This is a genomic window from Demequina gelatinilytica (assembly GCF_000971115.1).
Classification (GTDB): domain Bacteria; phylum Actinomycetota; class Actinomycetes; order Actinomycetales; family Demequinaceae; genus Demequina; species Demequina gelatinilytica.
In genome coordinates this window covers 160,997-174,017 of record NZ_BBLV01000008.1, presented here as the reverse complement: position 1 = coordinate 174,017, position 13,021 = coordinate 160,997, and the positions used below count along the sequence as shown (strand labels likewise).

General features: G+C 71.6%; 15 protein-coding genes. 8 read left to right on the top strand and 7 right to left on the bottom strand.

The window, feature by feature from the left end; translation table 11 throughout:
- Window positions 1-111: 111 nt before the first annotated feature.
- The 6 genes from AOM00_RS08725 to lplAB all read left to right on the top strand — a co-directional run bounded on the left by AOM00_RS08725 (window position 112) and on the right by lplAB (window position 5,838).
- Complete coding sequence (locus AOM00_RS08725; protein ID WP_062517424.1) at window positions 112-1,845, top strand: AfsR/SARP family transcriptional regulator; 1,734 nt, start codon at window positions 112-114, stop codon at window positions 1,843-1,845.
- A 178-nt stretch (window positions 1,846-2,023) separates the two neighbouring features.
- Window positions 2,024-2,293, top strand: coding sequence for a hypothetical protein (locus AOM00_RS08720; RefSeq protein ID WP_062517423.1), 270 nt, complete (start codon window positions 2,024-2,026; stop codon window positions 2,291-2,293).
- 33 nt (window positions 2,294-2,326) lie between these two features.
- Window positions 2,327-2,542, top strand: a complete 216-nt coding sequence (locus tag AOM00_RS08715) for a hypothetical protein (protein ID WP_062517422.1) — start codon at window positions 2,327-2,329, stop codon at window positions 2,540-2,542.
- A 45-nt stretch (window positions 2,543-2,587) separates the two neighbouring features.
- Window positions 2,588-2,830 (top strand): hypothetical protein, encoded by a 243-nt coding sequence (locus AOM00_RS08710; RefSeq protein WP_062517421.1) that lies wholly within the window; start codon window positions 2,588-2,590, stop codon window positions 2,828-2,830.
- 307 nt (window positions 2,831-3,137) lie between these two features.
- Entirely contained in the window at window positions 3,138-4,739 is a 1,602-nt protein-coding gene (cimA, locus tag AOM00_RS08705; protein WP_062517420.1) for a citramalate synthase, read from the top strand.
- Window positions 4,740-4,785: 46 nt separating this feature from the next.
- Complete coding sequence (gene lplAB, locus AOM00_RS08700) at window positions 4,786-5,838, top strand: lipoate-protein ligase LplAB (RefSeq protein WP_062517438.1); 1,053 nt, start codon at window positions 4,786-4,788, stop codon at window positions 5,836-5,838.
- Between the two features lie 45 nt (window positions 5,839-5,883).
- Here lplAB and AOM00_RS08695 read toward each other — a convergent pair whose 3' ends face one another.
- The 4 genes from AOM00_RS08695 to ybaK all read right to left on the bottom strand — a co-directional run bounded on the left by AOM00_RS08695 (window position 5,884) and on the right by ybaK (window position 8,354).
- Window positions 5,884-6,600, bottom strand: a complete 717-nt coding sequence (locus AOM00_RS08695; RefSeq protein ID WP_062517419.1) for a VIT1/CCC1 transporter family protein — start codon at window positions 6,598-6,600, stop codon at window positions 5,884-5,886.
- 82 nt (window positions 6,601-6,682) lie between these two features.
- A complete protein-coding gene (locus AOM00_RS08690; protein ID WP_062517418.1) occupies window positions 6,683-7,024 on the bottom strand; it encodes a YciI family protein in 342 nt (113 codons plus the stop codon).
- 95 nt (window positions 7,025-7,119) lie between these two features.
- Window positions 7,120-7,854 carry a YggS family pyridoxal phosphate-dependent enzyme gene (locus AOM00_RS08685; protein ID WP_062517417.1) on the bottom strand — a complete coding sequence of 245 codons (735 nt, stop codon included), beginning with the start codon at window positions 7,852-7,854 and terminating at the stop codon, window positions 7,120-7,122.
- Window positions 7,854-8,354 carry a Cys-tRNA(Pro) deacylase gene (gene ybaK, locus AOM00_RS08680; RefSeq protein ID WP_062517416.1) on the bottom strand — a complete coding sequence of 167 codons (501 nt, stop codon included), beginning with the start codon at window positions 8,352-8,354 and terminating at the stop codon, window positions 7,854-7,856. The genes AOM00_RS08685 and ybaK overlap by 1 nt, the downstream gene beginning before the upstream one ends.
- Before the next feature lie 64 nt (window positions 8,355-8,418).
- Between ybaK and rnhA the strand changes: the two genes are divergently transcribed.
- The gene (gene rnhA, locus AOM00_RS08675) at window positions 8,419-8,865 is read left to right on the top strand and encodes a ribonuclease HI (RefSeq protein ID WP_439644922.1); all 447 of its coding nucleotides are present in this window, start codon (window positions 8,419-8,421) and stop codon (window positions 8,863-8,865) included.
- On the opposite strand, the gene AOM00_RS08670 is transcribed toward rnhA, so the two are convergent.
- The 3 genes from AOM00_RS08670 to AOM00_RS08660 all read right to left on the bottom strand — a co-directional run bounded on the left by AOM00_RS08670 (window position 8,866) and on the right by AOM00_RS08660 (window position 11,312).
- Window positions 8,866-9,336, bottom strand: a complete 471-nt coding sequence (locus AOM00_RS08670; RefSeq protein ID WP_062517415.1) for a LamG domain-containing protein — start codon at window positions 9,334-9,336, stop codon at window positions 8,866-8,868.
- Window positions 9,337-9,648: 312 nt separating this feature from the next.
- A complete protein-coding gene (locus AOM00_RS08665) occupies window positions 9,649-10,551 on the bottom strand; it encodes a hypothetical protein (protein ID WP_062517414.1) in 903 nt (300 codons plus the stop codon).
- Window positions 10,552-10,556: 5 nt separating this feature from the next.
- Window positions 10,557-11,312: an NYN domain-containing protein gene (locus AOM00_RS08660; protein WP_062517413.1), complete on the bottom strand. Its 756-nt coding sequence runs from the start codon at window positions 11,310-11,312 to the stop codon at window positions 10,557-10,559.
- Window positions 11,313-11,470: 158 nt separating this feature from the next.
- Between AOM00_RS08660 and AOM00_RS08655 the strand changes: the two genes are divergently transcribed.
- Entirely contained in the window at window positions 11,471-13,021 is a 1,551-nt protein-coding gene (locus AOM00_RS08655; RefSeq protein ID WP_062517412.1) for an insulinase family protein, read from the top strand.

Here is a 13,021-nt window from a genome sequence, read left to right as displayed (position 1 = left end):
CATTCCCGGGGCAGTTCCGGTCATCGTGGCGGTGCCGGCCACGCGTCGAGCGGCCTTCCGAACGGGACGAATCGGACGTAACCTAGTTCGCGTGTCTGAACGCGGTGGGCGATGCTCGCGATCCGCCTGATCGGTCAGCCCCGGCTCCTGCGGGACGGGTTGACCCTGCCAGGTCCTCGCGGAGCGAAGTGCTGGGCCCTGCTCGCACGCATCGTGCGGTCGCAGGATCCTTTATCGCGCCAGCAGCTGGTCTCCGAGCTCTTCTCCGAGGCCGACGACCCCATGGGTGCGCTTCGGTGGTCGCTTGCCGAGCTGCGTCGTCGACTGGGGATGCCCGAGGCGCTCCTGGGCAATCCCGTGGTCCCAGGCTTCGACGCCGGCACGCAGATCGACACCGAGGTGGTGGGCGGGGGCCGGCTGACCGATCCGGCGCCGCGCGGGCTGTTCCTCGAGGGGATCGAGGTGCAGGCGTCGCCGGCCTTCGACACGTGGCTGCTGGTCGAGCGCCAGCGGGTGGCGGGTGACGTCATCGGTGCGCTCCGTAAGGAGGTGCTGCGGGCGATGTCGACCCACGACCATCCACGCGCCCTTGCCTTGGCATCGGCCATGGTCGACACCGCCCCGCTCGAGGAGGGGCCCCACGTCCTCCTCGTCAAGGCGTTCATCGGCGCGGGCGACCGCATCTCCGCACACCGCCACGTGGCGTCCACGGAGGCCGCATTCATGCGCGAGCTGGGTGTGCCGCCCAGCCCCGCGCTGAGCGCGGCCGCTCGCCCCCCGGTGACGCCCAACACCGCGGGCGTGTCCTCCGTGGCGACAGCGGAGTCGCTGCTGACGGCGGGGCTGGCGGCCGTGGGTGCGGGTGCAGCCGGCAGCGGCATCGCCACGCTTCGCGGTGCCGTGGCGGCTGCCGAGGGCGCGGGAGACGGGCGGCTCACCGCGACGTGCCTGTTCGAGCTCGGCAGCGCGCTGGTGCACGCCGCACGCGGGTACGACGACGAGGGTGCGATCGTGCTCGACGCGTCGCGTGAGGCCGCGTCCGAGGCGGGGGAACAGGAGATCGCCGCGAAGGCGCTCGCCGAGCTCGCCTACGTCGATGTGCTTGCCGCGCGCCGCGAGTGCGCGGTCGAAGGACTGGCTCTCGCGTGGGAGACCGCCGCGCCGTATCCACGCGTACGCGCCGCCGTCGCGGCCTACGACGCCGTGCACCTGTCCGACTGGGGAAGGCTCGACGGGTCGCTCGAACGCTTCGACGAGGCGATCGACCTGTGCCGCGAGACGGGGAGCGTCAAGCGCGGCATCTGGGCCATGGCGCATGCCGCGCGCGCCGCGTACCTGTCGGGCTGGCTCGCCGCCGCGGAGCGGTGGGCCAAGGAGGCGCAACGTCAGGCGCAGAGCGAGCGCTGGACGGCGATCCGCCCGTGGCCCGAGGCCTGGCACGCGCACGTGAGGCTGGCGAAGGGCGAGGCCCCGGCTGCGGTCCGGGCGGACATCGAGTCGTCGTACGCGCTCGCGCGTCAGCTCGAGGACCCCTGCTGGGAGGGCGTCACCGCGAAGGTCATGGGGCTGACGTACGTGGCGGAAGGCGACACCGACGCGGCCATGCCGTGGCTCGACCACGCGGGCACCGCGTGCCGCCGCATCAACGACTCGTACAAGTGGCTCGAGGCGGAGGTCCAGGTGACCGATGCCGAGGTCGCACTCGCGCACGGGGATGCGGAGCGGGCGGTCGCCCACGCCGAGCTCGCCCTGCAGATCGCAGCCCGGGGCGACATGCCCCTGCTGCTCCAGCGTGCCGAGGTGGTCCTCGAGCAGCTGCGCGGCGGCGTCCGCGTGCCCGCCTGACCTGCGCGCGCATCGTTCGGCTCGCGCGACCGTGCGGGCTGCCGTGAGCCGTCGAGACGCCTGGTCGTGCCCCTATTTCTGGGGTATTTCCGATATGTGACCTGCGTCACACGACCCTTCACACGGCCCGCGCGCATCCTGACATCGACACCGCACGAACCAGCGAAAGGAGGGTGTCATGTCCATCACCATCACCGTAGACCTCGGCCCCAGGCTCGCCGAGGAGGGGACGTCCGCGCACAAGGCGGAGCTCGAGAAGCTCGCCGATGCGGTCAGGGGCTTCGCGCCCGGGGCCGCCGCTGCGCTCGTCGACTGGAGCGGCACCGAGATCGCGCGTCTGCGCGCATGGTCGGTCGCCCGTTCCGCACTCATGGAGCGGATCGCCGACCTTCACGCCCGGCTCGAGGCCGAGTCCACGGGTCGGGGCGCCTTCCGCCTCATCGCCTGAGACCTCATCGTCCATTCCTAGGGGAGGAACATCATGTCCGTTGCACCCGCTGCACACGGCACCGCCCATGTCACCGATCTTCACCACGGCGTGCGCGACTCGCTTCGCGAGGTCGCGGACCGCTTCGCGGCGGCCCGCCGTCGTCGCGCCATGCGCCGTCATCGCTCGTCCGTGCTGCCCACGGCAGAGCGCGTCCAGCAGGTGATCGGCGACTCGTTCGCGCTGCCGACCTTCGCGCGCCTCCTGTAGGCGCGCCTCCATCTTCCGTATCGAGAGTCCGAGGAGGGACTTGAGATGACCGCCACCACCATCCGCGGCTACGAGCTGGGCATCGGCGACGACACCCCGCGCCGTAGCCTCGCCGACCGCCTGCTTCGCCGCCGCGACGCGGCGACCGAGGCTCGACACCGATCCCGCGTCGAGCACCGTCGCCAGATGCGCGGCCTGCACGAGCGCGAGCGGCTGCACGACCCGAGGGACTGGCGTGCGCGCCACACCCTCGACACGGGAGGCATCAGGCCCTTCATCATCGCCTGAGCCGCATGGGGGAGGGGACGGATCTCGCCGGGAGGCGACGTCCAGTCCGACCCCGCTACCGGACCGCCGCAGGGGCGATGCGACGCACGCGCGTCGCATCGCCCCTGCGTGCTTCTCCGGTGAGGAGGCGACGCCCGGGGGCCTGTCGGCCGCATCGTCCCCGTTGTGTGCCACAATGGCGAGCGATGCGTACCGCGATCATCATTCTGTAGCGCGTCGGGCCGAACCCCGACGCGCAGCCTCCCGCACCCCTGGGAGGCTTTTTTGTTGGGAGACGGGCCACGCCGAACTTGAGGAGCTGACGACGATGACGGATCTCACGGTCGAGATCTACGACACGACGCTGCGCGACGGCGCGCAGCAGGAGGGCATGAACCTGTCCGTCGCGGACAAGATGGCGATCGCCCCGCTGCTCGACGAGATGGGTGTCGGAGTGATCGAGGGCGGGTGGCCGGGCGCGGTGCCCAAGGACACCGAGTTCTTCGGGCTGGTCGCCAAGGAGCTGTCGTTCACGAACGCGCAGTTCGCGGCGTTCGGCATGACGCGCCGCGCGGGGACGTCGGCGGCGTCCGACCCCCAGGTGCGGGCGCTGCTCGACTCCGAGGCGCCGATCATCACGCTCGTCGCGAAGTCCGACATCCGACATGCGGAGCGCGCGCTGCGGGTCTCAGGCGAGGAGAACCTGGCGATGATCGAGGAGACGGTCGCGTTCCTCGTGGGTGAGGGGCGGCGGGTGGTGCTCGACGCCGAGCACTTCTTCGACGGCTATCGCTTCGACCCCGAGTACTCGCTCAAGGCGCTCCTCGCGGGTGAGGCCGGCGGCGCGTCGTCGCTGGTCCTGTGCGACACCAACGGCGGCATGCTGCCCGACGACGTGACGCGCATCGTGACCGAGGTCCGCGCCCGGACGTCGGCTCAGCTGGGGATGCACGCGCACAACGACTCCGGCTGCGCCGTCGCGAACTCGATGGCGGCCGTGGCCGCGGGGGTGACCCACGTGCAGGGATGCGTCAACGGCTACGGCGAGCGGACGGGCAACGCGGACCTGGTGGCGGTGGCGGCGAACCTCGAGATCAAGCGCGGCATGATCGCGCTCAAGGGCGACGGGCTGCGCGAGTCCACGCGGATCGCGCATGCGATCTCGGAGATCACCAACATCGCCCCGTTCGCGCGCCAGCCCTATGTGGGAGCCTCGGCCTTCGCTCACAAGGCGGGCCTGCACGCGTCCGCGATCAAGGTGGACCCGGACCTCTACCAGCACACTCAGCCCGAGTACGTGGGCAACGACATGCGCATGCTGGTGTCGGAGATGGCCGGCCGCGCGTCGATCGAGCTCAAGGGCAAGGAGCTGGGCTTCGACCTCGCGGACCGGCCCGAGGTGCTGAGCCGTGTGACGGATCGCGTGAAGCACGCCGAGGCGCAGGGATACACGTTCGACGCCGCCGATGCGTCGTTCGAGCTGCTGCTGCGGTGGGAGCTGGGCGATGCGCCCAAGTACTGGGAGACGGAGACGTGGCGCGTGCGCGTCTCGTCCGCGCCGGGCAACCCGCGCGACGCGGATGCCGAGGCGGTCATCAAGCTGCGCGCGGGTGGCGGGCAGCGCTTCGTCACGGTGGGCGAGGGCAACGGCCCGGTCAACGCGCTCGACCACGCGCTGCGCACCGCGCTCACGGGCGCGTACCCCGAGATCGGGCGCTTCGACCTGACGGACTTCAAGGTGCGCATCATGGATGCCGCCCACGGCACCGACGCGGTGACCCGGGTGCTCATCACCACCGTCGACACCGAGACGGGCGTGCAATGGCGGACCGTGGGCGTGGGCCCGAACATGGTCGAGGCGGCCTGGGAGGCGCTCACCGACTCGCTGTTCTACGGGCTGCTCAAGGCGGGTGTCGCTCCGAACCCGTGAGCCGCATCGTCCTTCCACCCCTCCGCTGCGGGGGAGAATGGACGCCATGCACGGTGAGTACAAGGTTCCTGGCGGCAAGCTCGTGGTCGCGGACGTCGAGGTCGACGCCGCGGGCGAGGTCATCGAGAGCGTGGTGATCTCGGGGGACTTCTTCCTCGAGCCCGCGGAGGCGATCCTCGACATCACGCGAGCGCTCCACGGCATCGGAGCCACCGCGACCGTCGCGCAGCTCGCCGCCGCGGTGCAGCGTGCCGCCGGCGACGCGACGTTCATCGGCTTCACGCCGGAGGCCGTGGGCATCGCGGTGCGACGCGCGCTCGGGCACGCCACCAGCTGGCACGACCACACGTTCGATGTCATCCACGACGTCCCGCGCGATCCCTACATGCAAATGTCGCTCGACGAGGTCCTCTCCGAGGAGGTGGCCGCCGGGCGTCGCGGGCCCACGCTGCGGGTCTGGGAGTGGGGCTCGAACGCCGTGATCATCGGCTCGTTCCAGTCGTGGCGCAACGAGATCGACGACGAGGGCGCCGCCAAGCACGGCATGACCGTGGTGCGTCGCGTCTCGGGCGGCGGAGCGATGTTCGTCCAGCCGGGCAACACCATCACCTACTCGCTGCACGTGCCGACGTCGCTGGTCGAGGGCCTGAGCTTCGAGCAGTCCTATGCGTTCCTCGACGACTGGGTCCTGGGCGCGCTGCGTGAGCTCGGGATCGAGGCCACGTACGTGCCGATCAACGACATCGCCTCGCCTGCCGGCAAGATCGCGGGGGCCGCGCAGAAGCGCTACGCCTCCGGCGCGGTGCTCCACCATGTGACGATGGCGTACGACATCGACGCCGATGCGATGCTCGAGGTGCTGCGGATCGGTCGCGAGAAGCTCTCCGACAAGGGCACCAAGAGCGCCAACAAGCGCGTCGACCCGCTGCGCAGCCAGACGGGCATGGAGCGAGGCGACGTCATCGACTCGTTCCTGGGCCACTTCCGCGGACGCTATGCGACGCAGCCGGGCGAGGTGACCGAGGCGGAGATCGCGCTCGCCGAGCAGCGGGTCGAGTCGAAGTTCGCGACCGAGGAGTGGCTCAAGCTGGTGCCCTAGGAGGGCGGCGGACGCTGAGCGGTACCGGCGCGAGGGGCGCGGACGTTACAGCGCGGTCCCCGCGAACGTGCCGATCCCGTAGGTGATCGCCATCGCGAGCGAGCCGCCGACCACGTTCCGCACGATCGCCCGGAGGCGCGGCGCGTGACCCAGGCGCGCCGAGACCGTGCCGGACACGGCAAGCGCGACGATCACCACGGCGAAGGTCAGCGGCACCTTGAGCGCGTCAGGGGAGAGCACCGCCGTGAGCAGCGGGAAGATGCCGCCGAGCGTGAAGGCGAACAGCGACGCGAACGCGGCGTGCCACGGGTTGACGAGCTCCTCCGGGTCGATCCCGAGGTGGGCGCGGGCATGCGCCGCGAGGGGATCGTGCGCGGTCTGCTCGATGGCGGCCGCGCGTGCGGTCGCCTCCGACATGCCCGTCTCCATGTGCAGGCGCGTGAGCTGGTCGAGCTCCCACTCGGGGCGGTGGTCGTGCCACGCCTTCTCGCGCTCGAGCTGCGCCTTCTCGGCGTCCCGCTGGCTGGACACGGAGACGTACTCGCCCACGCCCATCGACAGCGCGCCCGCGGCGATGCCGGCGAGAGCGGTGGTGAGGATGACCGTGGCGTCGTTCGTCGCGGCCACGACGCCGACCAGCAGGGCGGCGATCGAGACGATGCCGTCGTTGGCGCCGAGCACCCCCGCGCGCAGCGCGTTGAGCCGTCCGGAGACGGCTTCCTCGTCGGGGAACGATGCGGTGTGGTGGGGCGTCGCGGTCACCCGTCAAGGGTAGGAACCTCCTGGCATCGTCGCCAGGGAGTGAAACCTTGCCTAACTTTTCCGCGCATCGGTCGCGCAGCGCTCAGAGGCGGACCTCGCGCACCTCGACGGGCAGCCGGAGCACGCGGCTGAAGCGTTCGGCCCACACGATCGCGTCGCCCATGTTCGGCGCGTCGATGAGCCAGAAGCCGCCCGACTGCACCGGACCCGGGAGGTACGTGCCCTCCGAGGTCTCGCCGCCGTCGGGGCCGGAGACCACCACGCGAGCCTCCGTCGACGGAGAGAACCCGGCGGACGTCACCAGGATGCCCCGTTCGCGGAGCTCCTCCTCGAACCGCTCCATCTCGGCGATGATCTGGGGGAGGTCGTCGGGGAACTCGCCGGACTCCTGCTCGTAGTACATCGCCAGGTGGTAGCGGGGCATGGGGGCTCCTCTCTGCGCCATCCCCCTCGGCGGCACGGTGCCTGCTGCTCCCGCCAGTCTCACATCGCTCGCGCCGTGGCGCGAGCCGGGAGGGCCTACAGGGTGCCGCGCGGGCCCATCACCGCGGTCCCGACGCGCACCATGGTCGCGCCTTCAGCGATCGCCCACTCGAGGTCCTGGGACATCCCCATGGACAGCTCCCACGCCGTGCCCAGACCCATGCTGCCGCGCTCCGAGCGGATGAGCGCCTGGTCGCGGATCTCGCGCAGGCGCGCATAACCCTCGCGCACCGCGGCCTCGTCCGGGGAGTTCAGCCCGATGGTCATGAAGCCTGTCACCGTGAGCGCGGGGAGCGCCTGCACCGCGGAGGCGATCGCGAGGGCCTCGTCAGGATGGACGCCGGCCTTCGACTCCTCGCCCGACACGTTGACCTGGATCATCACCTCGAGCTCCCGCTCGGCCTCGACGCACAGCCGTGAGAGACGCTCGGCGAGGCGCGCGTGGTCGACGGTCTGGACGCAGTCGGCGTACCGGACCGCGACGGCGGCCTTGTTGCGCTGCAGCTGACCGATGACATGCACACGGGCGCCGGCGGCGCGCAGGGCGTCGCCCTTGGCCTCGAGGTCCTGCATGCGCGACTCGCCCACCAGGGTGCCGCCCGCCCGCACCACGGCCGTCGCGGCATCGGCGTCCCACGTCTTGGTGGCGACCAGGACGCGGACGCCGGATCCTGCGCGGCCCCACGTGGCCTCGGCGATGTGGACGCGCGCCTTGACCTCCTCGAGGGCGGCGGCGTGGTCCCAACCGTCGGGGGCGGGGGAGAGGTCCATCAGGAGTCCTTCGCGATCGGGGCCGCGACGGCATGCGTCACGGCGATGAGGTCGGCAGGTGCGAGCGCGATGTCGAGCCCGCGTCGCCCACCTGAGACGTACACGGTGTCCCACAGCTCGACGGTCTCGTCGACCGCGGTGGGAAGCGCCTTGCGCTGGCCGATGGGCGAGATGCCGCCCACGACGTAGCCCGTGGCGCGCTCGGCCTCTGCGGGCGGGGCCATCTCCGCCTTCTTGCCTCCGAGCGCGTGCGCGAGCGCCTTGAGGTCGAGCATCCCGCTCACCGGCACGATGCCCACGGACAGCCGCCCGTCGACGTACGCGCAGAGGGTCTTGAAGACCTGGTCCGCGTCGACGCCGAGCGCGGCGGCGGCCTCGAGGCCGTAGCTGAGGTCGGTCGCGGGATCGTGCTCGTACGCGTGGAGCGTGTGCGCCACGCCCGCCTCGAGCAAGGCATGGACGGCGGGCGTCGAGCCTCCGGCGGCGTGCTTGCGGGACATGGGTCCATTGTGGACGATGCGGTGGCTGGCGTCCGTGAGGCCGCCGCCCGGGTACCGTGTCCGGGTGAACGACACCCTGACCGAAGTGCACATGTGGACCGATGGCGCGTGCAAGGGCAACCCCGGTCTCGGGGGTTGGGGCGTGTGGATGAAGGCCGGCGGCCACGAGCGCGAGCTCTTCGGCGGTGAGAAGGTCACCACCAACAACCGCATGGAGCTCACCGCCGTCATCGAGGGTCTCAAGGCGCTCAACCGTCCGTGCAAGGTCACGCTCCACGTCGACTCGCAGTACGTGAAGAACGGCGCCCAGTCCTGGATGAAGGGCTGGAAGCGCAACGGCTGGAAGACCTCGGACAAGAAGCCCGTGAAGAACGTGGAGCTGTGGCAGGCGCTCGACGAGCAGCTGGGCCGGCACGAGATCACGTGGGTGTGGGTCAAGGGCCACGCCGGCGACCCTGGTAACGAGAAGGCGGACGAGCTCGCGAACAAGGGCGCCGCGGCCTCGCGCTGATCAGTCGTCGGTGCGCAGACGCACCTCGTGGAGCGTGGCGACCTTCGGATAGGCGGCCGCCTCGCGTCGGCCGTGCGGGAGCTCCCACAGATCGAGCATGAGCTGGAGCGGGTAGCCGAGCACCTGGTCCGTCCGGTAGACGGTCGCGCCGTCGAGCGTGATCTCGGTCCCCTCCGCGTCCCAGGCCGCGCCGTAGGTGTGCGGCTCGGTGGCGTCGACGGCGGCCTCCACGTCGCGCAGGTCCGTGATCAGGCGAGGATCATGATGCGCCTTGATCCCCATGCGCACGGTGGACGATGAGGGGGACACCCGGTCGCCGAAGACCTCCGCGATGCAGATCTCGCCCGAGTCCTCCGGGCCCGTGGACTCGTGGCCCACCAGCCAGATCCCGAGCATGCACGTGGGATCCGCGTTCGCGGACGCGACCACCTCGACCGCCCCGGCGCGCGGCGGGGCCCAGAGCCGCCGCATCGTCCGCTCCGTCACCACGCGAAGGTCGCGTCCGATGCGGTGCTGGCCGACCGCGGTGCCGAGCGGTCCGGCGAACTCGCCGGTCTGCAGGTGCGAGACGCGGAAGTCCCCGTCCTCGGGTCGCCAGGCGTGCTGATCATGCTCGATGAGGAGCTCGAGGCCGGCCGCGGTGAAGCGGTAGCGCGCTCCTGAGCGCTCAGGAGTGGTCCAGTGCGGAGGGCCCCGCGATCGATGAGGGCGCGCAGCGAGGCAGGCCCCGGCCCGGCTGCACCCCCCGTGGCCGGACCGGGGTCGACCGTGCCGCGGTGGACGTCAGGCGTCCGCCGCGGCACGCAGCCGCGCGATGGCGTCGACGATGCGCTCGCGGAGCGCCGCGCCGCGTTCCGAGAAGTCCCGCTGACGCTCGACGTACTCCCGCTTGCCCTCGGCGGTCTCGACCGCGATGGCAGGCAGCCCGTACGAGGACACGTCGTACGGCGAGGCCTGCATGTCGACCTGGCGAACCTCGAGGGCGAGCGCGAAGGCCTCGAGCTGGAGGCTCGACGGGATGGCGGGCGCGAGCTTGGCCGCCCACTTGTACAGGTCCATGGTCGCGTGGAGGCACCCGGGCTGCTCCAGGTCGACCTGCGTCTCGCGCGTGGGCTGCATCCGGTTGAGCGGCACCGCCGCCGGGGTGAAGAACCTGAACGCATCGAAGTGGCTGCACGCGATGGGGTGGGACTCGACCACCTCATCGGTCCCGTCCTGACCCAGGCGCAGGGGCAGGGGGTGCCGGATGCCCTCGCCCGCGCGGTAGGCCATCGCCCACTCGTGGAGGCCGAAGCAGCCGAGTCGCGCGGGCCGGGCCGCGGTGGCTCGCAGGAGGCGCTCGATGAGGTCGACCGCGGTGCCGCGTGCCTCCATGAAGGCCGCCGCGTCCAGCTCCGTGCGAGTGCCGTCGGTGCGGTAGAAGCGCCAGCCCGCGTGCTCGGGCGCGTCCTCGAGAGCGACGCCGGGGCCCGGATGCCAGCGGCGCAGGTGCGAGGGGCGGGTCGCGTAGTACTCGAACAGGAAGTCCTCGACGGCGTGCCGCTCGCCCCGGCCCTTGCGAGCGCGGTGGCCCGCGGTGAGGGCGTCGGCTGACGCGGCATGCGCGGTCGCCAGCGCCTCCCACCGTGCTCGTGGCAGCGCCGAGGCCGACGCGTGCGGGAGCACGGGGGAACTGAGGACGGCCATGGCCCCTATTGTCGCGCGGATCCGCGCTTGCCCGGCTGGCGCAGCTTCGCGTAGGTGCTGGAGCTCTTCCCGTCGCCGCCGGGGCGGGACTGGACCTGGTAGGACGGGTGGGCCTGCACCAGGTCCTTGAGCTTGCTGTAGCCCCACGTGCGCGAGTCGAAGTCCGAGGCGAGGCGCGAGAGGTTGCTGCCCACGGCGCCCAGGTTCGCCCAGCCGTCATCCCCGGCGGCCGCGTCGACGGCCTCGGCCAGCAGGCGGTCCAGGGTGTCGTCACGCTTGAGGGCGGGCTTCGACGATGCGGCGGCGGGCGCGGCCGGCGGCTCGAGGTTCTCGACGTAGATGAAGGTGTCGCAGGCGGCGACGAAGGGCTTCGGCGTCTTCCGCTCGCCGAAGCCGTACACCGTGAGCCCCTGCTCGCGGATCCGTGCCGCGAGCCGGGTGAAGTCGCTGTCGCTCGACACGAGGCAGAAGCCGTCGAGGTTGCCCGCGTGCAGCAGATCCATCGCGTCGATGATGAGAGCGCTGTCCGTGGCGTTCTTGCCGGACGTGTAGCTGAACTGCTGGATGGGCTGCACCGAGTGCTCGAGCAGCTCCTTCTTCCACGAGCCCAGCTGGGAGGAGGTCCAGTCGCCGTACGCACGGCGGACCCCCGCGGTGCCGTACTTCGCGATCTCCGCGAGCAGGCGCTCGAGGTGCTGAGCGCGCGCGTTGTCGGCATCGATGAGGACGGCCAGGCGCGCGCCATCTGTCGGTCGTGACACGGTTCCCCCTGGGGCGTTCGGATGGTGGTCGGCTCCCACGGTCTCGCATCGCCGGCCGGATCGGCGCGACCGCGCGCGGCGGGTCGCACGGCACGACACGTCCGGAGGTCGGCGTCGGGCTGACCGGAAGGCGCGGCCACGGCCGCCATGATGGGCGCATGGCCATCCCGACGCTGCAGACGACCGACCATCGGGGAGTCCCGGTGCTGTGGTCGGACATCCGCTCCACGTTCACCGGCACGCTCGCCTTCGCGGTCGGGCGCCGCGATGAGGCGCCCCGCACGGCAGGCGTCACGCACCTGGTCGAGCACCTCGTGATGAGCAGGGTCGGACGCGTGGGCGTGACGCACAACGCCTCGACCGAGGAGGACCGCGTCACGTTCTACGCGGAGGGTGCCGAGGCGGCCGTGGCGGACTTCCTCGCGCGTGTCGCGGCCGCCATCAGGGATCTCGACGCCATCGACGACGAGGTGGTCGCGGAGCAGCGTCGCATCATCGCCGCGGAGCTCGGCGAGGGCGACGAGATGACGGGCACCGGCCCGCTCCTCGACCGCTTCGGCGCCTCGACCCTGGGTCTGCTCGACCTGGGGATGCCGGCGCATCGCTCCCTCGACCGCGCGCAGGCGCTCGAGTGGGCGGCCACGTGGCTGCACGCCGGCAACGCGGTGCTGACGTTCACGGGACCCGTCCCGGACGGGCTCGACGTCGAGCTGCCGCCCGCGCGCCCCTTGCCTGAGCGCCTCGCGATCCAGCCGCTCGAGCATCGGCGCCAGGGGTGGCTCGGCGGAGGCGCCGCGCCGCTCGCGCTCTCCTTCACCCTCGACGCCTCCGAGCGGGGCGCGGTCTACGTGGCGGGGGCCGCGATCCAGCGTGCGCTGCTCGACCGGCTGCGCACCGACCGGCACCTCGTGTACAGCGTCGACGCGTTCGTGGCGCGGACCGATGCGACGGCACGCTGGGCCGTGGTCGTGCTCGATCCGCGTCGCGAGGACATCCTCACCACCGCCGACGCCGCCGTGGAGATCCTGCGCGCGCTCGCGGTCGAGGGCCCCTCGGCCGAGCTCATGGCCGCGATCCTCGAGGAGGACGCGAACATCACCGCGCACAGCGGCGCGCAGAGCGCCCACCTCGACGACGCAGCCATGAACCTCCTGCGTCACGGCGTCGAGCCGTTCGCGATCGACGCCGTCGACATGACCGCCGTCCCGCTCGACCGGGTGCGCGAGGTGATCGCCGGCGCGGTCGAGACCCTGCTGGTGTCGCTCGGCGAGATCGACGACGAGATCACGCCCGAGCAGCTCTCGGAGCGGCTAGGGCTGCCGTGGGCGCGCGAGCCCGAGGGCCACTACGAGGCGATGACCACGGTGGCGCGAGCGAAGGCGTTCATGCCGGACAGCGTCGAGATCCTCTCGCCCCGCTGGTTCTCGGGCATGCGCGGCATGCAGCTGGTCCTCGATCCGGAGCGCATCCTCATGCTCGCGCCGGAGCTCGGCATCATCGAGCTGCGCTGGGACTCGATCGCGCTCGCCGGGGTGTGCATCGACTGCGGGCACTGGGACCTCACGGGGGCGACGGGTGCCGGATTCGTGATCGAGCCCGGCCGGTGGCGCGGCGGCGCCAAGGCGGTCGACGCGCTCCGGGAGCGCGTGCCCGCGGGAGCGGTCTACGAGGTCAGGGACGTGCATCCGGGCGGCACGTCGGCGTCCTGA

Bases quoted from the DNA above. Each gene is read 5' to 3' on its own strand.
- cimA (WP_062517420.1), top strand. From the start codon at position 3,138: ATGACGGATCTCACGGTCGAGATCTACGACACGACGCTGCGCGACGGC.
- ybaK (WP_062517416.1), bottom strand. From the start codon at position 8,354: ATGTCCCGCAAGCACGCCGCCGGAGGCTCGACGCCCGCCGTCCATGCC.
- AOM00_RS08685 (WP_062517417.1), bottom strand. From the start codon at position 7,854: ATGGACCTCTCCCCCGCCCCCGACGGTTGGGACCACGCCGCCGCCCTC.
- AOM00_RS08725 (WP_062517424.1), top strand. From the start codon at position 112: ATGCTCGCGATCCGCCTGATCGGTCAGCCCCGGCTCCTGCGGGACGGG.
- AOM00_RS08720 (WP_062517423.1), top strand. From the start codon at position 2,024: ATGTCCATCACCATCACCGTAGACCTCGGCCCCAGGCTCGCCGAGGAG.
- AOM00_RS08670 (WP_062517415.1), bottom strand. From the start codon at position 9,336: ATGCGGCGGCTCTGGGCCCCGCCGCGCGCCGGGGCGGTCGAGGTGGTC.
- AOM00_RS08715 (WP_062517422.1), top strand. From the start codon at position 2,327: ATGTCCGTTGCACCCGCTGCACACGGCACCGCCCATGTCACCGATCTT.
- AOM00_RS08655 (WP_062517412.1), top strand. From the start codon at position 11,471: ATGGCCATCCCGACGCTGCAGACGACCGACCATCGGGGAGTCCCGGTG.
- lplAB (WP_062517438.1), top strand. From the start codon at position 4,786: ATGCACGGTGAGTACAAGGTTCCTGGCGGCAAGCTCGTGGTCGCGGAC.
- AOM00_RS08690 (WP_062517418.1), bottom strand. From the start codon at position 7,024: ATGCCCCGCTACCACCTGGCGATGTACTACGAGCAGGAGTCCGGCGAG.
- AOM00_RS08710 (WP_062517421.1), top strand. From the start codon at position 2,588: ATGACCGCCACCACCATCCGCGGCTACGAGCTGGGCATCGGCGACGAC.
- AOM00_RS08665 (WP_062517414.1), bottom strand. From the start codon at position 10,551: ATGGCCGTCCTCAGTTCCCCCGTGCTCCCGCACGCGTCGGCCTCGGCG.